A 22,748-nucleotide genomic window follows, 5' to 3' on the forward strand; every position below is an offset into this window, starting at 1 on the left:
CGTTAGCCGACTTCCGGCCGATCAACACCGACCGGAAGTCATGCAGCCAAGATCAAATCAATTTGATCTCGCGCAAACGCTGCATCAAATATTCGTGCGAGGTGATCGAGGTGTCGTAGCGGCTGGGGTTTTCCGCCGTGATGCATTGCGGCAGCGGGTCCAGCACCACATCCGGGTTCGGATGCAGGAAATATGGCACCGAGTAACGCGGCTTACGCGCGTTCTCGTTTTGTGGATTCACTACGCGATGCGTGGTCGATGGATACACGTGGTTGGTCAGGCGCTGCAGCATATCACCGATATTCACTACGATGGCATCGCCTTCGGTAGTGATCGGCAGCCACTCGCCCTCGCGAGTCAGCACCTCCAAACCTTCGGCGCTGGCACCGACGAGCAAGGTAATGAAGTTGATGTCCTCGTGCGCGCCGGCCCGCACGTTGGGCACATTGTCCTCGGTAATCGGCGGGTAATGAATCGGCCGCAAGATGGAATTGCCGACCTCGGTCTTGTCTTCGAAATAGTTCTCGGGCAAGTCGATATGCAGTGCCAGCGCGCGCAGCACGCGGGTGCCAAGCTGATCCAATGCATCGAACAACCCATAGCCGTATGACTTGAAGTCGGGGATTTCGGTGGGCCACAGATTGGGCGGCATCACATCAGCGAATTTGGAGTCGCGCGCGATCTCGCGTCCCACATGCCAGAACTCTTTCAAATCGGCGTACTTGCTGTCTTTTGCCGTTTCCACTTTGAACGGCGTGTAGCCACGCGCACCGCCGCTGCCGGCAAGGTGGTACTTCATTTTGGTTTCGGTCGGCAGCGCAAAGAAGCGCTGGAATACGTCATAAGCGCCATCGATCAGCTCACGCGAAATGCCGTGACCGCTGATGCCGCAGAAGCCGTATTCACGGTAGGCCGCGCCAAGCTCAGCCACGAAGGCCGCGCGATCGGTGTCGTAGCGACGGATATCGAGAGTAGGAACCTTTTTCATAACTTGTCCATGGGTAGGCGTGCGGTCAATGAATATCCACCACCGCAAGGGTGGAGCACGTCGGGCCAATCCATGGCGACCTAAGCGAGAGTTCGCGTTACTACAGGTTCACGAGCGTTCGGCGACGGATTTTACGACTTCTGCCAGCCTCTCTGCCAACTGCCGCACTTCAGTCGCATCGGCGGCCTCTACGGTCACGCGTACCAGCGGCTCGGTGCCCGAGGCCCGCAGCACCACGCGACCACGGCCGTGCAGTACACGCTCGACCTCGGCCAGCGCCTCGTGCACTGCGTCACTATCCAGCGCTTTGCGCGCGCCTGCCGCCCGTACGTTGAGCATGATTTGCGGCAGCTTATGCAGGCCTTGCCGCGCATCGGCGAGATCCTGGCCGGCAAGCATCAAGGCCTCCAGGACAGCCAGCGCGGCAACGATGCCGTCACCGGTGGTGGCCCGATCCAGGCACAGAATATGCCCCGAAGTTTCGCCACCCAGCACGCCATGGTGCTGACGCAATTGCTGCAGCACATAGCGGTCGCCCACATTGGCGCGGATCAACGGTACCTGCAGCTCATCGAGCGCCAACTGCAAGCCATAGTTGCTCATCAAGGTGCCGATCACCGGCCCCTTCAACAGCCCCCGCGCATGCCAGCTACGGGCCAGCACGTAGAGAATGTCGTCGCCATCGGCCAGCACGCCATGGCGATCGACCAGCAGCACGCGATCACCGTCGCCATCGAAAGCGATACCAAGATCGGCATGCTGTTCCAGCACCGCCTGCTGCAGCGCCTGCGGATGGGTGGAGCCGACCTCGCGGTTGATATTGAAACCATCGGGCCGGTTGCCGATCACCCCAACGTCGGCACCCAGCTCGGTGAAAACCTTGGGCGCCACCTGGTAGGTCGCGCCATGGGCGCAGTCCAGCACCAATTTGACGCCGTGCAGGCTGAAATCTTCGGCCACGGTCGCTTTGCAGAATTCGACATAGCGGGTGGCCGCGTCGCTGATGCGAGTGGCCTTGCCAAGCTGTTCGGAAGATACCGTGACGAAGTCCGCATCGATTTCGCGCTCAATCGCCTGCTCGATCGCATCGGACAGTTTCTCGCCATGGGCCGAGAAAAACTTGATGCCATTGTCGTGATGCGGGTTATGCGATGCGCTGATGACGATACCGGCCTGCGCGCGCAGCGAGCGCGTCAACAAGGCCACGGCCGGTGTCGGCATCGGCCCAAGCAGGCCGACGTCCACCCCGGCGGCAACCAAGCCAGCCTCCAGCGCCGACTCGAACATATAACCGGATACGCGAGTGTCTTTGCCGATCAACACCAGCGGGCGTCCCTTGCCGCTGGCTTGCTGCCCTAGCACGACACCCACGGCACGGCCCAGACGCAGCATGAAATCAGCACTGATCGGCCATTGTCCGACCAGGCCACGGATACCATCGGTGCCGAAATATTTGCGTTGCGTCATCAATGAATCCTTAGCTTCTTAGCGCCTGTTTTAGAGCCTGTCGAATCTTCCGGCGGCTCGCGCAGGGAAAGGCGTGCGCCAAGCATAACGCCTGGCCTGGCCGCTGATACGGCGAGTTTGAGCGGTGTGTTTATTCGTCGTCCGGCCAGCGCGGAGCGGCCGGGCGGTCGTCTCGCCGCGGCGGGGTGTCGCCGGCCTGCACCGCATGCCATACGGCCAGCGCATCCACCGTGGCGGCGACGTCGTGAACCCGCACCATGCGCGCACCGCGTTGCACGGCAATCAGCGTGGCGGCGACTGACCCGGCTACACGGTCAGTCGGCTCGGTTCGACCGGTCAAAGTACCGATCATCGACTTGCGCGACAGCCCCGCATAAACACCGCTGCCGAGATTGGCAAAGCGCTCCAGCGCGCGCAGCAGGGCCAGATTGTGCTCCAGACTCTTGCCAAAACCGAACCCTGGATCGACCAGCACTTGGCGCTTATCGATGCCCGACAGCTCGCAGGCAAACAGGCGATCGGTGAGAAAGCGATGCACCTCGCCGACCACATCGTCGTAGTGCGGCTCGCTTTGCATACTGCGCGGCTCACCCTGCATATGCATCAGGCAAACCGGCACGCCTAGCGCGGCGGCCGCATCCATGGCGCCCTCGCGACGCAAAGCATAGACATCGTTAATCATGCCTGCGCCGGCGGCGACGGCGGCACGCATCACTTCAGATTTGGAGGTATCGATGGCGATCGGCAGGGTCGTGCGCGCCGCCAGTTGCTCGATCACCGGCAACACCCGGCGCAGCTCTTCTTCAAGCGATACCTCGGCGGACCCAGGGCGTGTCGATTCACCACCGACGTCGAGCATGTCGGCGCCCTCTTGCGCCATGCGCAAGCCATGCGCCACGGCCGCCTCCACGCTGGCATGGATGCCGCCATCGGAGAACGAATCGGGGGTGACATTGAGAATGCCGACCACACGAGGGCGATCCAGCACCAGCTTACGGCCGGCGCAATCAAGAACAGGGGCAAACAGATCCATGGGCATGCCTAATCTCTCGACAAGTAATGACTACTCGACCACCGTGATGAGCAACGACGAACGGTAAATCGCATCGGGGGCGATCACCGGCTCGTCCAGCGGCGGCTTACCGTGATAGCGCTCAAGCATCTTGGCCTGCACCACGGCGCTGTCCAGCTTGAAATCGCGCAGCCGCGACAAGGGCGCCAATGCGATGCCATAGCTGCGTTGATACAGTTTCCAGGCCAGCTCCGAACAATACAGGCGTTGATCGGACCATTCGAAGGTGCTGTCGTAAGACCGCCCAAGCATTCCACTGGCGGTCTCGCGCAGCCGGGCATGAGCCGCATCGGTGTCGATCGACGCATGTTCGCGCAATCGGCGCACGGCATAGCGGCCATCCTTGCCACGGGCAATCCATGGCGCCAGCGGCGTGTAGCGTACTTGCGCCTCGGCCTCCAGCACATACGGCTTGCCGTTGCGATAGACGATCACCCCCATATGACTCCAGCGCGAAGCGGTGGCCTGTTGAATGGCCACGCTTTGCGCCGAGGTGGAGGTCTGGAAGATCAGATCGCCGTCGTTCAACCGGACAGGCTGCGCCGCGTGCGCCAGCAGCGGGGGCCAACACAGCGCGCAGATCGCGCCACGCCACAACGCAGCGGGCGAGAGCCGGCTCATAGGCCGCCCAGCTCACCCATGTGTTCGCGGTAATAGCGCAGCTCCTCGACGGAGTCGCGGATATCGGACAGCGCGGTATGCGCCGAATCCTTATTAAAGCCCTTGCCCACCGCCGGCGACCAGCGTCGTGCCAGCTCTTTAAGCGTGGACACATCGAGGTTGCGGTAATGGAAATAACGCTCAAGGCGCGGCATCTGCCGATGCATGAAGCGGCGATCCTGACAAATCGAGTTGCCGCACATCGGTGACTTGCCGGCCGGCACCCAGCGCCTGAGAAAATCCAGGGTCGCCTGCTCGGCTTTGGCGTGGTCGTCGGTGGACGTCAGCACCTGATCCCATAAACCGGACTTGCGATGCTGATTACGGTTCCACGAATCCATCCCTTCCAGCCGGTCCAAGGGATGTCGTATCGCAAATACCGGCCCTTCGGCCAGTATCAGCAAATCTTTGTCGGTGACGATCGTGGCGATCTCCAGAATCGAATCGGCATCGGTGTCGAGGCCGGTCATTTCCAGATCAATCCAGATCAAGTTGTCGTCGTGCGATTGGCTCATGCGCCCTCCTGGCGGGCAAGTCTAGCAGTTGCTGACTAAGCATCATGCGATTGACTCATGCGATTGACGCCCAGGCATCATGCGATGATTCGCCCATGCAGACTTTTTTCTGGCACGACTACGAAACTTTCGGCGCCGACACACGGCGTGACCGGCCCGTGCAATTTGCCGGTATCCGCACCACCATGGAGCTGGAAATCATCGGCGAGCCGGTGATGTTCTTCGGCAAGCCGCCGCACGAGATGCCGCCGCACCCCGACGCCTGCATGATTACCGGCATTACGCCACAACAGGCCGAACGCGAAGGCGTGAATGAGGCCGAGTTCGCCGCCCTCGTGCACGAACAACTAGCGATGCCAGGCACCTGCGGAGTTGGCTATAACTCGTTGCGTTTCGACGACGAAGTGACTCGCCAACTGCTGTACCGCAATTTCTATGAGCCCTATGGCCGTGAATGGGAAAACGGTAATTCGCGCTGGGATCTGATCGACCTGGTCCGCATGTGCCAGGCGCTGCGGCCGGAAGGCATCGCATGGCCGACCCGTGAAGACGGCTCGCCCAGCTTCAAGCTCGAACACCTGGCCACGGCAAATCATCTGCAGCAAGAACGCGCGCATGATGCCCTCTCCGACGTTCATGCCTTGATCGATCTGGCCCGATTGATCCGCGTGCGCCAGCCCCGGCTATGGGACTGGTACTTCAGCCTGCGCCGCAAACAGAAGGTGTTCGAGTTGCTTGACGTGGTCGGCATGACGCCACTGGTGCATGTGTCCTCGCGCTATCCGGCCAGTCGTCATTGCCTGGCCGTGATCGCACCGCTGGCGCCGCATCCAAGCCGCCCCGGCGAAGTCATCGTCTATGACCTGGCCACCGATCCAAGCGAACTGCTGGCGCTGGACGAAGACGACATCGCCGACCGCGTATTCACGGCCCGCGCCGACTTGCCCGAAGGCGTCGAACGCATTCCGCTACGCACGGTACGAGCCAACCGGGCACCGGCATTGGCGCCGCTATCGGTGTTGAAGGGCGTGGACATGGCGCGATTGCAAATCGATCTCGATCGCTGCATGGCCCATCGTGACATGCTCGCCGCTACCGATGGCCTGGCCGAAAAACTCCGCCGCGTATTCCAGCGCGCCAGCGAGTTTCCACCGGCGGAGGATCCCGAGCTGGCCTTATACGGCGGCTTTCTGCCCGATGCCGACAAACGCCTGTTGACCGAAGTGCGCGCCACGCCCCCGGCCCAACTGGGTCAACGCAGCTTTCCGTTCCGCGACCTGCGTTATCCCGAGTTGCTGTTCCGCTACCGCGCACGCAATTGGCCGGAGACACTCGATGCCGATGAACGCATCCGCTGGCAAGCCTTCTGTCGCGACCGCCTGCTTAAACCCGGCGCACTCGGCGGATTGACCTTGGACGAATATTTCGCCCGTATCGCAGAATTACGTGGCGATCCCGCCGCACAGGGCAAGCTCGCCCTGCTCGATCAGCTACAGGCCTGGGGCGAGCAACTCGCCGCCGAGGTCACTCCTCTTACTGTCTAAGGACCCAGCGGACCTATGCCAACAAGCTACTTCTCACCAGCGACTTTCCGTTTCTTGCGCGCGCTTGATCGTAACAATAGCCGTGAGTGGTTTCACGAGCACAAGGACGATTACGAACGCCATGTGCGCGAGCCTTTCCTGGCACTTATCACCGACCTCAAAGCGCCGCTGGAAAAGATCAGCCCGCACTACCGCGCCGACCCACGCAAAAATGGCGGCTCGCTGTTCCGCATCCATCGCGACACCCGCTTCTCCAACGACAAACAACCCTATAAACCCTGGCAAGGCTCACGTTTCTTTCACGAACGCCGCCACGAGATACCCGCCCCCTCGTTCTACGTGCACATTCAACCGGGCGACTGCTTCGCCGGCGGCGGCATGTGGCATCCCGAATCCGATGCACTCAAACGCATCCGCGATTTTCTCGCCGATAACCCGGCGGCATGGAAACGAGCCACGCAGAGCAAGGTCTTTCGTGAGCACCTTACTTTCTGGGGCGAGTCACTAAGCCGCCCGCCGCGTGGTTTCGATCCGACCCATGAATTGATCGAGGACATCAAACGCAAGGATTTCGCCGTCGGCGAAGGCTTTGACGAGGCGCTGGCCTGCTCTACCGAGCTGTTGCCGTGGATCGTCACCACCTTCAAGCGCACCGCGCCGTTAGTCGATTACCTGTGTGCGGCGCAGGAGCTAGAGTTCTGACTGTTGGCGCGGTTTAACCAACAAATAGGCCGCCACCAAGGTACTGATAAGCGCGGTGATCGCCACGTAGTGCGCCGGTGCCATGCGCCCTACCCGCTCAGCCATGTAGTCGATCAAGGTAGCCGTGCTGGCGCCGAACACCGCGTAGGCGACGTTATAGGCAAACGACAAGCCAGAATAACGAATCGGTGCGGGGAACGCGGTCACCATCACGGTCGGAATCACACCGACTACACCGACCAGAAAGCCCAGCAGCGGGTATAGCCACAGAAAGTACGTACCGCCGTTGGCAAGATCGCCAAACAACGCATAGGTACCCGCGATCAAGGCGAGCGAACCCCATAACAGCGCCATCCGCTCGCCGATACGATCCACCAGCCAGCCATAGGCCAAGCAGCCCAGGCAAAGTGCAAACGCTGCATAGCTGTTGCCGAGAAATGCCGTGTTCTTGTCGAGATGAAACTGCTTTTGCAGCAGATTGGGCAACATCAGAATCAACACCAGGATCGCCGCAGTAAGCATCCAGGTCACCAGCATCGACAACAGCACCGCTTGGCGATGCTCGGCCAGCACCGTGCGCAAGGGCAGTTCTCGGCTTAATTCCTTGCGCTCGCGCATTGCGGTAAACACCGGCGTTTCGCTAAGCCAGCGACGCAGCCATACGGCGACAAAACCAAAGACGCCACCGAGCAGAAAGGGCACACGCCAGCCCCAGCTCAGCACATCGGCTGGCGGCCAATGGTGGTTGATCCACGTAGCGGTCAGCGAGCCGATCAAAATACCTACGGTAAGCCCGGACGTAAGACTGGCGCAGGCGAAGCCCACCCGTCCGGCCGGTGCGTGTTCGGCCACGAAAACCCAGGCGCCGGGCACCTCACCGCCAATCGCAATGCCTTGCACTACCCGCATCAGCAGCAGCAATAGCGGTGCCAGCAAGCCGACCTGGTCGTAAACCGGCAGCAAGCCGATCGCCAAGGTCGGCAAAGCCATCAAAAATACGCTAAGCGTAAACATGCGCTTGCGCCCCAGCCGGTCGCCGAAATGGGCCATCACGATGCCGCCCAGGGGACGCGCCAGATAACCCGCGGCAAAGATGCCATAGGTCTGCAATTGAGCCAGCCATGGCGCCGTGGTGTGCGGAAAGAACAATGTACTCAGCGGTATCGCGAAAAACACGAACACCACGAAATCGTAAAACTCCAACGCACCGCCCAAGGCGGCCAACGACAGGGTTTTCACATCATGACGCGAAAGCGATCGGACAGAACTTGCAGGTGACGTTGTCAGCGTTGCGGCTTGCGTCATGCGTGAAACCTGAAGCATTAGCTGGAGGAACCACGAACATACACCAAGGCACCTCTTATACACAGGGCGTTTCAAAGCCTCGTGGTTTTGTTAGCCTAGCGACGCGCTTGGGACTGGATGCCCATACGTCGGGGGTACGTAAATCTTTTCCGGCATTCCATTTCATCCGTCTAAAGGAGACTTTCGATGAGCATGGGCAAGCGTTTCACGGCCGAATTCTTCGGTACGTTCTGGTTGGTCTTTGGTGGTTGCGGCAGTGCGGTCATCGCTGCCGGCTTCCCAACTCTGGGTATTGGCTTTGTAGGCGTCGCACTCGCCTTCGGCCTCACTGTCGTCACCATGGCTTATGCCGTCGGCCATATTTCCGGCGGACATTTCAACCCAGCCGTCACTGTGGGCCTATGCGCAGGCGGCCGTTTTCCGGCCAAAGACGTTCTGCCATACATCGTGGCCCAGGTCATTGGCGGCATCGCTGCCGGCGGCGTGTTGTATCTAATCGCCAGCGGCAAAGCGGGCTTCGACGCCAGCGCCGGCTTCGCCTCGAATGGCTATGGGGCACATTCACCGAGCGCAGTAAACGGCGTGGGTGGCTATTCGATGCACGCAGCGATCCTGATCGAACTGGTGCTCACCGCGTTTTTCCTGATTGTGATCCACGGTGCTACCGATAAGCGTGCACCAGCCGGTTTCGCACCGCTGGCCATCGGCCTTGCGCTTACCTTGATCCACTTAATCAGCATTCCAGTCACCAATACCTCGGTAAACCCGGCTCGCAGCACCGGCGTGGCGATATTCCAGGGCTCCTGGGCGCTAGAGCAGTTGTGGTTGTTCTGGCTGATTCCGCTGATCGGTGGCGTGGTGGGTGGTTTGATCTATCGTCATTTGCTCGAAAGCAAAGACTAGAGCCCCCCTCCCCAACCCTCCCCTGCGAGCAGGGGAGGGAGTTTGAATGAGGCGAGCTTTTGGCTCGGCTGGGAAGGGGTAAGGATTTGCGAAAGACGTGGCTCTCAGACAGCAACCGCAGCATCGCTTTCATACAATTCAATCGGCAAACCATCGGGGTCGGCAAAAAAAGTGAAGCGGCGACCGGTGTATTCATCGATACGCACCGCCTCACAGGCAACCCCGCGCTGCTGTAATACCCCCACCACGGCATCCACATCCGGCACGGCAAACGCCAGGTGCCGCAGGCCCTGCGCTTCCGGTCGTGACGGACGCGGCGGCGGATTCGGAAACGAGAACAGCTCCAATTGCACGCCGGGGCTTACTTCCAGGTCGCATTTCCACGACCCACGCGCCTCCCGATAAACCTCGCGTACCACGCGCAAACCCAACGTTTGCGTATAGAAGGCCTTCGAGCGCGGATAGTCCGAGCAGATCAACGCTACGTGATGAATCGCAGACAGCAAGGGCTTGCTCATAGACATCTCAGGTGCGGCAAATCAAGGCGTTGCAGCATAACCCCACCGCCACGGCCGATCGATACGGCCGCGCATGGATTTCACGTCGCCTGCTCAATCGGCTTGTTAGTGTCCGGCGGCCACAGACTCCACCAGGGGGAAGCACACGGACTGTCGGCATCATCGGTGCCGTCGCAGGACGGCGCCATCTGCAGGTGCATGGGCACCACGCCATGCACAACCACGGAGGATTACGGCATGCGACGTTTCATTTTAATGTTGGCATTAAGCGTGGCCACCAGTGTGGCCCAGGCAGCGACAGGGGTCGCGCTGGTGCATGGCACCGGCAATCAGACCGACGCGGCGAACAACTACTGGCAAGCGGACATGCTCGCCGGCGTCCGCAGCGGCCTCAGCGATAGCAACAATCTGCTGGTGGTCAATTGCGATTTCACCCAGTACATGTGGGACAACCGCGCCGCCGGCTGCCTGGCTCAGCAGTTAACCGATTTCATTGCCGCGCGCAACATCGACAAACTGATCGTCATCACCCATTCCAACGGCGGCAATGTCATGCGCTGGATTCTTTCCAATCCAACTTATGACGCGCGCTATCCCAACATCATCAGCCGCATCACCCGCGTCAATGCCATCGCGCCGTCCAGTGCCGGCACGCCATTGGCCGATGCCGTCATCAACGGCAATGTCTTTGAGACTTCGCTCGGCTGGCTGCTCGGCTATAAAAACGATGCCGTACGCCAGCAGCAAACCGGCTGGATGGCCACCTACAACCAGCAAAATCTACTCGGCACCAGCGGTCGGCCGGCCCTGCCTACGCCGTTTCGCGACGCCTACGGCAGCGACGTGGCCGCCGCCATCTGGAACGGCGACAGCTACTGCGGTGGCTATGCGCAAAGCGTGGGCCTGGCTATCACGCAAAACTGGCTCGATAGCTGCTCTGATGGCTTTATCAACTGCACCAGTGCATCGGCCGCCGGCAGCGTGTGGTTCCAAGATACTCAGCTCACCGATCACGGCGCCGTGTTGAATCACAACCAAAGCCGCCGCGCCTGCTTCGGGCTGCAATCCATTCTCGGCAACGACATCAAGAAGGGGTAAGCGCTATGCGTATCCGTACTCTCACCCTGGCGCTGCTCGCCGGCAGCGTGTCGATGTCCGCCCTGGCCGCCAGCGAAAACCTGTTGCCACCGCAATCCGATGACCTGGTCCCTACCCTGACCCGCCCACGCACGACAGCGATGGCTAGCGTAACCATCGCCGGCGCCGCGTCCGCGCCGCAGATTCATGTCGAGCATCAACCCATCCAGGTCAGTTGGGCGCTCGATTCCAACGCCACTCTCGAAGCCACGCCGCAACCCGCCAGCCAACGTAGCCGCGAATATTGGACCGATGTCACCAGCGGCGATCTGCAACGCGGCGTCGAACTACCCTTAAGTGCGCCTGGGGCCATCATTCGACTCAGCCCAGGCCAAGGCAGCGGCCAGGTTAACGCTGCCGATGTACAACTACAGCTCGGCGGTCAAACCTTGAACGGCAATGCCGCGGCCGGTCATATCGCCGATGCCGACGCACTCAAGGCCGCCGGCATGGATGTCGCCGACGCTTCGGTAGCGATGCAACTGCGCCCCGAACTCGGTGCCGGGCACGCCACCCTCAAAGCCGCCCATGCACGCGGACGCTACGTCGTGCAGGTATACGAGCCGCAAAGCACACTCAGCCTGGAGGCACATACCAATCGTGCCGAACTGCTGCTGGGCAACAGCATCCAGGTGACGCTGAGCCTGCAGGAGGGCGATACGCCAACTCGCTTGCATACCGCAGGCGGCTACCTACGCGCACCCAATGGCGACACCACGCTGCTGCGTTTTCAACAGCAGGCCGACGGTCGTTTTGTCGCGACCGCCACACCCAGCAAAGAGGTTGCCAACCCAGGGCTATGGGAGGTGCAAAGCTTCACCCTTGGCACCGATGCCAAGGGTCAGGACGTACGCCGCGATGTCACCAGCACATTCGCCGTAGCCGCGCCCAACGCGCGCTTTACCGGCGCAGCCGAACCACGGCGAGCCAGCGATGGCGGCGTAGAAATCGCCTTGGCGGTCGATGCTAAAAATGCCAGCCGTTACGCCGTATCCGGTGTGCTGTATGGACGCGGCGCCGACGGCCAAATGCATCCGGGCGCTTATGCACAATCCGCCGCGTGGCTGGCACCAGGTACCGGGCAGATAGGCTTGCATTTCGATGCCAAAAGTACCCGCAACCTGGCGCCGCCCTATGAACTGCATGACTTGCGCCTGCAAGACCAGCCAGCGATGGGCTTGGTCGAACGGCGTGCGATAGCCCTGCGCTTCACGCTGTAGACGCAACGATCTTGATGGGCCATGGATGGCCCATCAACCAGCATGCTTGTGCATCATGCCGTTACGAAGGGAAATGCCAATACATCGGCAATGGCATCTGTGCCAGCCAGACACATCAATAAACGCTCCACCCCCAGCGCTACCCCGGCGCAATCGGGCATGGCATCGAGCACGCTAAGCAGCGGCTCATCCATTGGAATCTCCCGCAGCCCGCGCGCACGGCGCAGCGTATTGTCGCGTTCGAAGCGTCGGCGCTGCTCGGCGGCATCGTTCAACTCGTGATAACCGTTGGCCAATTCGTAAGGCCCCAGATACAACTCGAAGCGCTCAGCCATGGGCGGCTCACCCGCACGGATTCGCGCCAGCGCACATTGGCTGGCCGGGTAGTCGTGAATCAGCGTGATGCGGTCGCGCGGAAATGCCGGCTGCAACTTATGCGTAATCAATAAATCCAGCCAATCGTCACGGCCAAGATCGCTGGCGTCGATCGCATATTCCGCCAATGGCGCACGCAATTCGTCGAGACTGGCATGCATCGGGTCCAAGCCCAGCTCATCAAGAAACAACTGGCGATAGCTTTCGATCACCACCTCGGCACGCCGCCCCATCATGGCCAGCGCAGCCTCGACCAAGGCGATGGTTTCCTCCATCAACTGACGGTGATCCCAGCCGACGCGATACCACTCAAGCATGCTGAATTCAGGATTGTGTCTGCCACCGGCCTCACCGTTACGGAACACTCGCCCCAACTCGTAGCAATCGCCAATACCTGCGGCGAGCAAACGCTTGAGCGGATATTCCGGCGACGTACGCAACCAGCGTTCGCGCGCACCCGCATCCACATGGCCGCTGAACACGGTGCTGAAACTCTCGATGTTCGGGTCGGTATTGCCCGATGCCGACAAGATCGGCGTCTCTACCTCAAGCACGTTGCGCTCGGCAAAAAATGCGCGGATAAGCGCGTAAAGGCGTGCGCGTAATTGCAATTGCCGCGGTAATGAGACGGGGTGTTGCATAACGATTGCATCCAATGACGCTAACGCGCTGGCTTGTCTCCCTCTCCCCCGGCTACGCCGGGGGAGAGGGCTGGGGTGAGGGGGAAGCTCTTCGCCGAGCTCTCGCACAATCGCTTCAAGCACATCATCTGTACGCAGCAAGACGTCATTGTTCCAGAAGCGCAGTACGCGAAGGCCTGCGGCCTGCAAACGATCTGTTCGTTGCTGATTATAATGGTGCTGCTCGACATGCTGGCTACCATCAAGCTCGACAATCAGCCGCTGAGCGACGCAACAAAAGTCAGCAATATAGCCCTCTACTCGATACTGACGGCGAAACTTGTGGCCCAGTTGATCGGCACGTAGGTACGACCAAAGCTTTGCTTCGGCGTCCGTCTGGTTTCTACGCAATTCCTTCGCGTATTCCGTCATACCTGCCCCCTCACCCAACCCTCTCCCCCGGCGTAGCCGGGGGAGAGGGAGTAACGTCATCGTTGCCTCTAGCCTTCATGCTCGGCCAACAGCTCAAGCAGGCGGGCTTCATCCCAGACTTCTACGCCCAGCTCTTGCGCCTTGTCCAACTTGGAGCCGGCGGCCTCGCCGGCAACGACGAAGCTGGTCTTTTTGGAGACCGACCCCGATACCTTGGCGCCTAATGCCTCCAAACGCTCCTTCGCCTCATCGCGGCTAAGCGTAGGCAAGGTGCCGGTCAACACAATCGTCTTGCCTTCCAGCGGCGCGCCGACGGCAGCGGCCGCCTGCGGAATCGCTGCCAACAATGTGTGCATGGCAGCCTCTGCCTCGCGCAATGGCCCAAGCGTGGATGCATCGGCGAGATAGGTGGCCAGATGCATCGCGGCGGCCTGCGGCAAGCCGGCCACAATCCATTGCGCCGAGCCGGCGTCGATCAGCGACTGCAGCGTCGGGTAATACTGGGCCAGCAACTGCGTGCTCTTGGGACCGAGCTTGCTGACCTTCACCATGTCCAGCAGTACCGCCAGATCCAGCTTGCCGCGCAATTTCGGCGAGGGCATGGTTTCATCGCTGAAGCTGATACCTGCCGCCAGCAGCGCATCGACTACTTGTTGATTGCCCGCCTGCGCAAAGAAACCGGCAATCGAACTGGCCACCTCGCCACCGATATCCGGCAGCACGCGCAAAATGGGCTCTGGCGTGTTCCGCACGAAGTCGAGTCCGCCCAACCATGCCGCCAGGGTTTTAGCGGTGCTCTCGCCGATATGCATGATGCCCAGCCCGAACAGAAAGCGCGGCAGCGTGGTGCGCTTGCTCGCCGTAATCGCCTCGATCAGGTTTTCCGCCCATTTGGTGGCGATTTTGCCGGCCTTGACCGTCTCCGGGGTGCTGCCATCGTGCTCATCGGCACGACGTTTCATTTCAAGAAAATCATCCAGGCTCAGTCGATACAAGTCGGCCGGCGTATGCACGTAACCGAAATCCACCAAGGCATCGACGAAGCGCTCGCCGAGGCCATCGATGTCCATCGCGCGCCGCGCGGCAAAGTGGATCAACGCTTCTTTGCGCTGGGCCGCGCAAACCAGGCCGCCGGAACAACGCCACGCCGCAGCTCCTTCTTCGCGCAGCAAGGCCGAGCCACAGACTGGACAATGTGTCGGCATCGTCCATGGTGTGGCATGGGCGGGGCGCTGTTCGGGCATGACCCGCACCACCTCGGGGATCACATCGCCGGCGCGCCGGACAATCACCGTATCGCCAATGCGCACATCCAGGCGGGCCACTTGATCGGCGTTGTGCAAGGTCGCGTTGGTCACGATGACCCCGGCCACTGGCACCGGCGCCAAACGCGCCACCGGTGTCGCCGCGCCGGTGCGGCCGATCTGAATTTCAATGGCCTCGACCGTGGTGGTCTGTTCTTGTGCCGGAAATTTATGCGCAATCGCCCAGCGTGGCGCGCGCGAGACAAAACCCAGTTCACGCTGGCCGGCATAGTCGTCCAGCTTGTAGACCACGCCGTCGATGTCATAAGGCAAGGCATCGCGCTTGGCCCCAATGCGCTGGTAATACGCGATCAGCCCCGCAAAACCGCTGGCCGTGCCGGCTTCCGGCGATACCGGAAAGCCCCAGTCACGCAACTGTTTAAGCGTTTGCGAATGGGTCGAAGGCAGCTCTCCGCCCTCCACCACCCCCACCGCGTAAGCGAAAAAGCTCAGCTTGCGCTTCGCGGTAATCGCCGGGTCCAGTTGCCGTAGCGAGCCGGCGGCGCCATTGCGTGGATTGGCCAAGGTCTTTTCATCGGCGGCACGGGCACGTGCATTGAACGCCTCAAAATCTTTGCGCAGCATGATGACTTCGCCACGCACTTCCAGCACCTGCGGCCAGCCTTTGCCACGCAGCCGTAACGGAATCGCGCGCACCGTGCGCAAGTTCGCGGTGACGTCTTCACCGGTTTCACCGTCGCCACGTGTTGCGCCTTGCACGAAGATTCCATCCTCATAGCGCAAGCTGATCGCCAGGCCGTCGAGTTTGGGCTCGACCGAAAACACCGGCTCGCGCCGGTCCAGCGTCTGCTCGACGCGCCGCTCAAACTCGGCGACCTCATGGAAGCGTTCGCGATCGGTGTCGCCGACTTGCTCAAAAGCATTGCCCAGCGACAGCATTGGCCGCGCGTGACGCACTTCGGCGAAACCGCCCTGCGCACGCGCGCCGACACGACGGGTCGGTGAATCGGCTGTCGCCAACTCGGGGTGCGCCTGCTCCAGCGCTTCGAGCTCACGCAGCAGGCGATCGTATTCGGCGTCGGTGATGTCCGGGTCATCGAGTACGTGATAGCGATAATTGGCATGTTCGATACTCGTACGCAGCGCAGCGGCGCGCTGGCTATCGGCATCGGTCGGGTGTGGGCTCATGCGATCTCCTCGTCTGCGCGAAGTTTAGCGATTCAGCCGCCGACTTGAGCGATTGTCGACCGGGGTTATCCGGGCAAGCAGCCAGGCATCGTGCTAGCTTTCGCGGCGGGGTTCGGTGCTTCCATCCAGAGGTGCGCTGCCATGTTTGCTCCGCCGAGCAGGGGGGCCACAGTTAAAAGTGGCTCTGATCGTGTCCAGACGGGTCGTCCCGCTGCCCGGCAACGCACGGTCTTGCGAACCGCGCCCGATGAGTACCGCACGCCTGAGATAAATCCTGAGGCTCGCCTGGCGCCTATTCTGTCCAGAGATCTCTCTGAAGTCCCGGCCTTCCCGCCCGACGATCCTCGGCAACCGCAAGCCTTTAAAAGAAGTCCGATCCATGCTCTTCAGGAGCCGCTGCGGATCGCCCCGCCGGACCATCCCGCCGAGCGCCAAGCCTCGCAAATCGCTCACTTGGTTTCGGGCAGTGCACCAGCGGCCGAAGTAATCGCGCCTACCCCTGCCATACCCGCTGGCGTCACCGCTGCCCTGGCCGGTAACGGCCGGCCACTGGACCCGGCCGCGCGGGCGTTCTTTGAGCCACGCTTGCAGCATGACTTTGCCCAGGTCCGCATTCACGACGATGCAAGCGCGGCACAATCGGCTGAAAGTCTTAACGCCAACGCCTATACCCTCGGCCATCGCATCGCCTTCGCTGCCGGCGCCTACGCGCCCCACACCACCCAAGGTCGTGCCTTACTGGCCCATGAGCTGGCCCACGTCACCCAATCGGCGCAGCTCGGCCCGCAGATGCTGATGCGCGATCCCACGCCCCCTATCGCTGTTGCCAACCGCTTTTGGGACGCCGGCAAAATCAAACAACGCGTACAGGCCCTAGACACCACGCCGAACAAGGAAATTTCCAAGTTGGCGCAAGGTAGCGATCTCTATGGCAACCAAACCCTGGCTTGGAGCTCGCGCCCTACGGGCGGCACCAAGACCGATTGGCAAATCAACATCTCGTTCGACAAGACACTCGACCCGAGCGGCTCGATACGCGGCAGTACCATCACCACCGATGTTTCGGCCGCCACCGCCACCGCGCCGGCGGTCAAGCTGATTACCATTCGACTCAATCCCGACGCGAAACCTACCCCCGAAGAAGTCACCCTCTTACAACCGCTCAAGGATGATAAAGAGAGACGTCATCGCACAGTCGCCGTAACCCTGCTACATGAGCTTATGCACGCACGCATCGCGATCGGTCGCGTGGCCGATGCCTCGGGTAGTACACCGGCCTCCGATACGCTGGACTCATTGGATAAAGCAAAACAGCAATCGATCACCACCGCTTCGGCCGAGCGCGCCACGATAGTCGGGCAAGTCGTGGCGCTGGTGAAGTTCGGCGATAAAACCCTGCGCGCAGCAGCGACAACAGCCAGCCCATACACCACGCCAACCATCATCGACACGGATGCAAAAATCCGCGCTTTCGCCAATGCCACGCCAGACGATATGGTCGAGGAAAAATTTGCCAAACAACGTTCCAGCACAGCCGAGGGTTTGAAAACGGTCACCAATAATGTGATCGCCGACGCCTATGGCGATAAGGTCGATCGAACCATTCGCAGTCTATTCCCGCAGCCCAACAGCCTGGGGACCATTCAACTTTTCACCAACGAGGTGCAAAACCTGAAAACCATGCTTGAGAAGTTCTTCGACGCCATCGACAAACCGGCCGGCACGCCTTCTACCCCGAGCACATCCGGTTCGGCCAATCCGCCACCGCCACCGACGGCCTCCGGTAGGAGCGCAACTCCACCCTGAACCCGACCCAGCCGGGCTGGCCTGGCGAACGACTCAAATTAGGTAGCTATGGTATCGAGCGGCACAACGGCGCAGAATCCTGCAGAGATGGGGAGGGCAAATCATGCGCAATCGACGATTCGCAGCGCTTCTGCTTCTAACTCTGGGCTCGACTGCAGCCTATGCCGGCGGCGGCCCATTCGGCATTGACCATCGCCTCCACTACGACAATAGCGGCATCTGGAAACGCAGCGATCAGCAGATCTTGCTGTATGGCACGGTGTTGTCAGTCGCCGGTGGCGCCCTGGCCTTGGGCGATAACGACAAGCTGGGCGATACCCTTTGGCGTTCAGTGGACTCGATAGTTATCGCCAGTGCGGGCGCGCAGGCCATGAAATGGACCTTCCAGCGTGAACGCCCGTCGCAAACCGACAACCCGAACAAGTTCTTCAAAGGCATCCACGCGCAAAGCTTCCCCAGTGGCGAGGTCGCCACCATCTCCGCGGCGGTCACACCGATCATGCTCGCCTATGGTGACGATCACCCGGTGGTCTATGCCCTGGCCCTGTTGCCAGCCTACGACGCCGTAGCACGCATGAAAACGCATGGTCACTGGCAAAGCGATGTCCTGGTCGGCGCAGCTATCGGTGTCGGGGTGGGTATATGGGCAGAACATCGCCAGTCGCCGTTGATTCTCAGTGTGCTGCCCGGCGGTTTCAAAATCGGCTTCGTGCACCGTTTCGATTGATTGAACCGCACGCCCTTAAAGGCGGAAACGCTGTGCCGCGCAAGCCGTGGCTAAAATGCGCGAATGGAAAACGACAGCTCATCGAACCTAAGCAATACAACTGACGGCGATATCGCCTTCGAACTCCCACTGACCTTGCGCACCAGTCGCGGCATATTCATCGGCGGCATCCTGATGTCCGCGATGTTTGCCGCGATATCGCTATGGATGTATATGCACAACAAGGAATGGCCGGCATTGGTCGGCACCCTGTTGTTTGCGCTGTTAACGCTGCTCTTTGTGCTCGGCTTGCTGTACCCGATAACACTGCAGATCGACGAGACCGGCTTTACGCTCAGCAGGCCCCTGAGCAAACGCAAAACCGTGGTTACCGTTTGGCAGCATATCGAACAGTTCGGCGTCGTGAATATCGGCCGCCCCTATGTCGCCTACCAAGTCACCGAATCGAGCGGCCGGCGCCGTATCCCGGGTGGGTACATGCTGCCGGCCTTCGCCGGCATGCCTACACCGGCCCTGGCGGCACTGCTTGAGACGTGCCGCGAGCACTTTACGGCCACGGCGCAGGTTCGCTCTTAAGCTCAGCGATGCGGATGCCCTGATGTCTCTGCCGGCAGGCTGATATCCAGTACATGCAAACGACGGTGCTTGCCGTCGGGGGTCGGCCAATCGATGTGCTTGCCTTTGCGCAAGCCCAGCAGCGCGCTGCCTACCGGCGCAAGAATGGATACCGTACCGGGCTTACCCGCGTTGGCCGGGTAAACCAGGGTCAGCGTGAGCCGCTCATTGTTGCTCTCGTCTTCAAAGGTAACCGTGGAATTCATCGTCACTACATTGCGCGGCATCTCTGCCGGCTCGACTACATCGGCTCGATCCAACTCCGCGCGCAGCGAGGCATAGCCATCGGCCTGGGCCGGCGGCATGCGCTCCAGCAGCGCCTCGATACTGTCCATATCGACGCTGGAAACAACGATGGTTGGCTTGATGCTCATGACGAATCCTGTCCCTTTGATGCGCGGACGCGCTTGCTGCAAAAAAGTGCGCGCCGAGACTATTGTCCCGGCGCGCCGATAGAAGTTGAAACCAAAAACGAAACAATACAGACTTTGGGGTCGTCGCCTCCGAAAAGCAAGCCGGACAAGCGTTGATTTGCGACCTTCGTGTCACTCGCGTTGCGCTGCAACGCATCACCGGATGATGACGGTAATTCCACACGGTGGACTGGGGCGCGCGACTTACATACAGCATGTAAACGGCTTTACGCGACGATCGTAAAACAGGTGTTAAGGCGTATGATATGTAGGCCATGCCTGAAGACACCGCCGCTATGGAGGTACCCGCCTCCGCTTCTGCCGACGCCAATCTTGGCCCCGCAGCCACACCGCCACTCACACCTCCTTCACACGAACGCCATAGCGGCTTGATCTGGCTGATCGCCGCGGCGTTTTTCATGCAGGCGCTGGACTCCACCATCGTCAATACCGCCATACCGGCGATGGCCGAAGCACTTCGCGTGACGCCGCTGGGCATGCGCACGGCACTCACCAGTTATGTGCTGACCCTGGCGATTTTTATCCCGGCCAGCCCCTGGCTATGCGACCGCTTCGGCACCCGCCGAGTGTTTGCCGCGGCCATTGCCGTCTTCACCATCGGTTCGCTGTTATGCGGCATGGCGCAAACGCTGCCGCAACTGGTCGGTGCGCGCGTACTGCAAGGCTTTGGCGGTGCCGCGCTCATGCCGGTGGGGCGGTACGTGCTGGTGCGCAGCATCGACAAGCGCGATTTTGTCTACTCGATGAGTACCGTGGCCACGGTCGGCTTGCTCGGCTCGGTGCTTGGCCCCTTACTCGGTGGCGCACTGGCTCAATTCACCTCATGGCGACTGATCTTTCTTATCAACGTGCCGTTCGGCATCATCGGCTTTTGGCTGAATCAGCGGCACATGCCCGATTACCGGCTTGAGCGCGCCAATCGCTTCGATCTTGTCGGCTTTTTGCTGTTCGCCGCCGCCTCGGCGATGCTGCTCACCGCCGCCGAGCTTGCCAGCGACGACCACGGCCAATGGTTGCAGATTGGCCTGAGCAGCCTGCTCGCCGTGCTTATAGGCGGCATCTATGTCTGGCACAGCCGCCGCACACCGCATCCCGTGGCCGACCTGAGCTTGCTGCGCATTCGCAATGTCTGGGTTGCCTTGGCCGGCAACCTGTTCACCCGGCTCGGTGTCTCCGGCATGTTTCTGTTGCTGGTGCTGTTTCTGCAGGTCGGCTGCGGCTGGTCGCCGCTGATGGCCGGCTTGATGATGGTGCCGCAGGCGGTGGGTTCGATCAGCGCCAAGTGGGCGATCAATAAGCTGCTGGGCCACTACGGTTATCGTCGCCTGCTGCTTGGCAACACGATGATTGTCGCCGTATTGCTAGCCTCGTTTGCCTTGCTCGGCAAGGGCTCGCCGATGTGGCTTATCTCGTTGATGATGTTTATCTACGGCAGCTTCATGGGCTTGCAGTACACCGCCATGAACACGTTGATCTACCACGATCTCGACATCAAGCACGCATCGATGGCCTCGTCGATGTCTTCGACCGCGCAGTATTTGTCGATGAGCTTCGGTATCGCGCTGGCCTCGCTATTGATGGGTGCGCTGCTGCACGGGCATGCGCATGAGGACTATGTGGCCGCCTTCCGTTGGACCGTACTGCTACTGGCCGTAGCGACTGCCGCGGCAAGCAGGGTGTTTGCGCAATTGCGGCCAGACCGGCCATAGCCCCTCGCATTTGAATCGCGTCGAGCGCAGGAAAGAGCTTGAGCATGTAGGATTCAAGGCATTGGCTCGCTTCCAAAGACTTTACACATGCATCACGCCAGCGACATCCTGCTTACCCTCTTCATTGTCTTCGTCGCCGCTCAAATCGGCGGCGAGATCGCCCAGCGATTGAAATTGCCCGGCGTGGTCGGCGAGATCGCCGCCGGCTGCGTCATCGGTCCCTCGGTGTTGGGCTGGATCACCCCCGAACAAGTCGCTACCGGCACGCCTCTGGACGTACTGGCCGAAATCGGTGTCGTGCTGCTGCTGTTCTCGGTGGGCTTGGAAACCCGCCTGGAAGATCTCAAGCGCGTCGGCAAAACCGCATTCCTGGTCGGCGTGCTAGGCGTATTGATACCGTTCGGCATGGGCAGTTTATGGGCGCATAGCGCGGGGTTCGATTGGGGTAAATCGCTCTTCGTCGCAGCGGCCTTTGTTGCCACCTCTGCCGGCATTACCGCGCGCGTGCTGCAAGAGCTGGGTGCCCTGCAGCGCACGGAAAGCAAAGTGATCCTAGGCGCGGCGGTCATCGACGATATCCTTGCCATGTTGCTGCTAGGCGTGGTGGTGGCCGTGCAAGGCGGCGAAGGCTTCAACCCGATGAGCCTGCTGATGGTGCTAGGCGGAGCGATCGGTTTTATCGCAGTGATCGGCCTTGGCGGCGCACGCGTGATGCGCTGGAACTCGACCTGGCTCGATCGCCCAAGCAATCCGCAATCGCCGCTGCTGATCGTGCTGGCACTGTGCCTGGGTTTGGCTTATGTCTCCACCTTGTTCGGCCTGGCCGCCATCATCGGTGCTTTTCTGGCCGGCATGATCGCCTCGGAAACACGCCAGCAGCACACGCTGGAAAAACAGACCATGCCCCTGCTTGCCCTGCTCACCCCGTTCTTCTTCGTTATCACCGGCAGCAAGATCGACCTGCAACAGCTCGCCAATGCCGATGCACTCATCATGCTGGCCGTGGTCACCGTGATCGCCATCATCTCCAAACTGCTCGGCGGCTTTCTTGGCGCCCTGTCGCTGGGCAAGCGTGGCGCGGCCATCGTCGGCTTCGGCATGGTTCCACGCGGTGAAGTCGGTGTCGTCATCGCCAGCCTCGGGCTTGCCGCAGGCGTATTCAACGACCGCATCTACGCCATCATCGTGGCCATGTCGCTGCTCACTGCGATGGTGACGCCACCGGTGTTGGCATGGCTGCTCAGGCGTAGCGGTAGCGATACAGCCGAGACTCCAAATGTAAGTGGTTGATGCGCGACAGGACAAAGTAAGCACGATTAATGCATCAAACGGTCACCACAAAACCCACGTTCTCAATCAAGGCTTTCAGCGTGGCGGCATTCAATCGCGCCTCATCGAAATGAATCTTGGCTCGCTTGGTTTCTATCGTAATCTCGGCAGACATCACGCCATCAGCCTGTTCCAGCGCGCGCTTCAGTCGGTTGGCACAACCGCCGCACGTCATGCCGCCGATGCTCCATTCAATCTGACTCATCTCTCTTTGTCC

21 protein-coding genes and 1 pseudogene are annotated in these 22,748 nt (G+C 60.7%); 10 read left to right on the forward strand and 12 right to left on the reverse strand.

Annotation, left to right across the window (positions count from 1 at the left end; all coding sequences use genetic code 11):
* Window positions 1-52: 52 nt before the first annotated feature.
* The 5 genes from DVJ77_RS00940 to orn all read right to left on the reverse strand — a co-directional run bounded on the left by DVJ77_RS00940 (window position 53) and on the right by orn (window position 4,702).
* Window positions 53-988: an isopenicillin N synthase family dioxygenase gene (locus DVJ77_RS00940; protein ID WP_114843592.1), complete on the reverse strand. Its 936-nt coding sequence runs from the start codon at window positions 986-988 to the stop codon at window positions 53-55.
* A gap of 108 nt (window positions 989-1,096) precedes the next feature.
* Window positions 1,097-2,455, reverse strand: a complete 1,359-nt coding sequence (gene glmM, locus DVJ77_RS00945; protein WP_114843593.1) for a phosphoglucosamine mutase — start codon at window positions 2,453-2,455, stop codon at window positions 1,097-1,099.
* A gap of 130 nt (window positions 2,456-2,585) precedes the next feature.
* Window positions 2,586-3,494 (reverse strand): dihydropteroate synthase, encoded by a 909-nt coding sequence (gene folP / locus DVJ77_RS00950; protein ID WP_380037805.1) that lies wholly within the window; start codon window positions 3,492-3,494, stop codon window positions 2,586-2,588.
* 24 nt (window positions 3,495-3,518) lie between these two features.
* Window positions 3,519-4,148 carry a YiiX family permuted papain-like enzyme gene (locus tag DVJ77_RS00955; protein ID WP_114843595.1) on the reverse strand — a complete coding sequence of 210 codons (630 nt, stop codon included), beginning with the start codon at window positions 4,146-4,148 and terminating at the stop codon, window positions 3,519-3,521.
* Window positions 4,145-4,702 carry an oligoribonuclease gene (gene orn / locus DVJ77_RS00960; RefSeq protein ID WP_114843596.1) on the reverse strand — a complete coding sequence of 186 codons (558 nt, stop codon included), beginning with the start codon at window positions 4,700-4,702 and terminating at the stop codon, window positions 4,145-4,147. Before orn ends, DVJ77_RS00955 begins: the two co-directional genes overlap by 4 nt.
* Before the next feature lie 95 nt (window positions 4,703-4,797).
* Here orn and sbcB point away from each other — a divergent pair, with 95 nt between their 5' ends.
* Together sbcB and DVJ77_RS00970 are read left to right on the forward strand one after the other, a co-directional pair.
* A complete protein-coding gene (gene sbcB, locus DVJ77_RS00965; protein WP_114843597.1) occupies window positions 4,798-6,246 on the forward strand; it encodes an exodeoxyribonuclease I in 1,449 nt (482 codons plus the stop codon).
* 15 nt (window positions 6,247-6,261) lie between these two features.
* Window positions 6,262-6,948, forward strand: coding sequence for a DUF2461 domain-containing protein (locus DVJ77_RS00970; protein ID WP_114843598.1), 687 nt, complete (start codon window positions 6,262-6,264; stop codon window positions 6,946-6,948).
* On the opposite strand, the gene DVJ77_RS00975 is transcribed toward DVJ77_RS00970, so the two are convergent.
* Window positions 6,937-8,253: an MFS transporter gene (locus DVJ77_RS00975; protein WP_114843599.1), complete on the reverse strand. Its 1,317-nt coding sequence runs from the start codon at window positions 8,251-8,253 to the stop codon at window positions 6,937-6,939. The genes DVJ77_RS00970 and DVJ77_RS00975 overlap by 12 nt on opposite strands.
* Before the next feature lie 186 nt (window positions 8,254-8,439).
* Here DVJ77_RS00975 and aqpZ point away from each other — a divergent pair, with 186 nt between their 5' ends.
* Window positions 8,440-9,156 carry an aquaporin Z gene (gene aqpZ, locus DVJ77_RS00980; protein ID WP_225427701.1) on the forward strand — a complete coding sequence of 239 codons (717 nt, stop codon included), beginning with the start codon at window positions 8,440-8,442 and terminating at the stop codon, window positions 9,154-9,156.
* Window positions 9,157-9,260: 104 nt separating this feature from the next.
* On the opposite strand, the gene gloA2 is transcribed toward aqpZ, so the two are convergent.
* Window positions 9,261-9,680, reverse strand: a complete 420-nt coding sequence (gene gloA2 / locus DVJ77_RS00985; protein WP_225427703.1) for an SMU1112c/YaeR family gloxylase I-like metalloprotein — start codon at window positions 9,678-9,680, stop codon at window positions 9,261-9,263.
* 231 nt (window positions 9,681-9,911) lie between these two features.
* Here gloA2 and DVJ77_RS00990 point away from each other — a divergent pair, with 231 nt between their 5' ends.
* Together DVJ77_RS00990 and DVJ77_RS00995 are read left to right on the forward strand one after the other, a co-directional pair.
* A complete protein-coding gene (locus DVJ77_RS00990) occupies window positions 9,912-10,772 on the forward strand; it encodes an alpha/beta hydrolase family protein (protein ID WP_114843601.1) in 861 nt (286 codons plus the stop codon).
* 5 nt (window positions 10,773-10,777) lie between these two features.
* Complete coding sequence (locus DVJ77_RS00995; RefSeq protein WP_225427704.1) at window positions 10,778-12,031, forward strand: DUF4785 domain-containing protein; 1,254 nt, start codon at window positions 10,778-10,780, stop codon at window positions 12,029-12,031.
* A gap of 53 nt (window positions 12,032-12,084) precedes the next feature.
* On the opposite strand, the gene epmA is transcribed toward DVJ77_RS00995, so the two are convergent.
* The 3 genes and pseudogenes from epmA to ligA all read right to left on the reverse strand — a co-directional run bounded on the left by epmA (window position 12,085) and on the right by ligA (window position 15,911).
* The gene (epmA, locus tag DVJ77_RS01000; protein ID WP_225427791.1) at window positions 12,085-13,047 is read right to left on the reverse strand and encodes an EF-P lysine aminoacylase EpmA; all 963 of its coding nucleotides are present in this window, start codon (window positions 13,045-13,047) and stop codon (window positions 12,085-12,087) included.
* A gap of 156 nt (window positions 13,048-13,203) precedes the next feature.
* A pseudogene (locus DVJ77_RS21355) lies at window positions 13,204-13,518 on the reverse strand (endonuclease domain-containing protein); the annotation flags it as partial.
* A gap of 8 nt (window positions 13,519-13,526) precedes the next feature.
* Window positions 13,527-15,911: an NAD-dependent DNA ligase LigA gene (gene ligA / locus DVJ77_RS01005; protein WP_114843603.1), complete on the reverse strand. Its 2,385-nt coding sequence runs from the start codon at window positions 15,909-15,911 to the stop codon at window positions 13,527-13,529.
* Between the two features lie 453 nt (window positions 15,912-16,364).
* Here ligA and DVJ77_RS01010 point away from each other — a divergent pair, with 453 nt between their 5' ends.
* The 3 genes from DVJ77_RS01010 to DVJ77_RS01020 all read left to right on the forward strand — a co-directional run bounded on the left by DVJ77_RS01010 (window position 16,365) and on the right by DVJ77_RS01020 (window position 19,020).
* A complete protein-coding gene (locus DVJ77_RS01010; protein WP_225427705.1) occupies window positions 16,365-17,717 on the forward strand; it encodes an eCIS core domain-containing protein in 1,353 nt (450 codons plus the stop codon).
* 103 nt (window positions 17,718-17,820) lie between these two features.
* Complete coding sequence (locus DVJ77_RS01015; protein ID WP_114843605.1) at window positions 17,821-18,444, forward strand: phosphatase PAP2 family protein; 624 nt, start codon at window positions 17,821-17,823, stop codon at window positions 18,442-18,444.
* Window positions 18,445-18,507: 63 nt separating this feature from the next.
* Window positions 18,508-19,020, forward strand: coding sequence for a hypothetical protein (locus tag DVJ77_RS01020; RefSeq protein WP_114843606.1), 513 nt, complete (start codon window positions 18,508-18,510; stop codon window positions 19,018-19,020).
* A 2-nt stretch (window positions 19,021-19,022) separates the two neighbouring features.
* Here the strand turns inward: DVJ77_RS01020 and rnk are convergent, their stop codons facing one another.
* Complete coding sequence (gene rnk / locus DVJ77_RS01025; RefSeq protein WP_114843607.1) at window positions 19,023-19,433, reverse strand: nucleoside diphosphate kinase regulator; 411 nt, start codon at window positions 19,431-19,433, stop codon at window positions 19,023-19,025.
* A 314-nt stretch (window positions 19,434-19,747) separates the two neighbouring features.
* On the opposite strand from rnk, the gene DVJ77_RS01030 reads away from it, so the two are divergent.
* Window positions 19,748-21,202 carry an MFS transporter gene (locus DVJ77_RS01030; RefSeq protein WP_114843608.1) on the forward strand — a complete coding sequence of 485 codons (1,455 nt, stop codon included), beginning with the start codon at window positions 19,748-19,750 and terminating at the stop codon, window positions 21,200-21,202.
* 87 nt (window positions 21,203-21,289) lie between these two features.
* The gene (locus DVJ77_RS01035) at window positions 21,290-22,492 is read left to right on the forward strand and encodes a cation:proton antiporter (protein ID WP_114843609.1); all 1,203 of its coding nucleotides are present in this window, start codon (window positions 21,290-21,292) and stop codon (window positions 22,490-22,492) included.
* Between the two features lie 34 nt (window positions 22,493-22,526).
* On the opposite strand, the gene DVJ77_RS01040 is transcribed toward DVJ77_RS01035, so the two are convergent.
* The gene (locus DVJ77_RS01040) at window positions 22,527-22,736 is read right to left on the reverse strand and encodes a heavy-metal-associated domain-containing protein (protein WP_114843610.1); all 210 of its coding nucleotides are present in this window, start codon (window positions 22,734-22,736) and stop codon (window positions 22,527-22,529) included.
* Window positions 22,737-22,748 lie beyond the last annotated feature (12 nt).

The organism is Dyella tabacisoli (assembly GCF_003350925.1).
Classification (GTDB): domain Bacteria; phylum Pseudomonadota; class Gammaproteobacteria; order Xanthomonadales; family Rhodanobacteraceae; genus Dyella_C; species Dyella_C tabacisoli.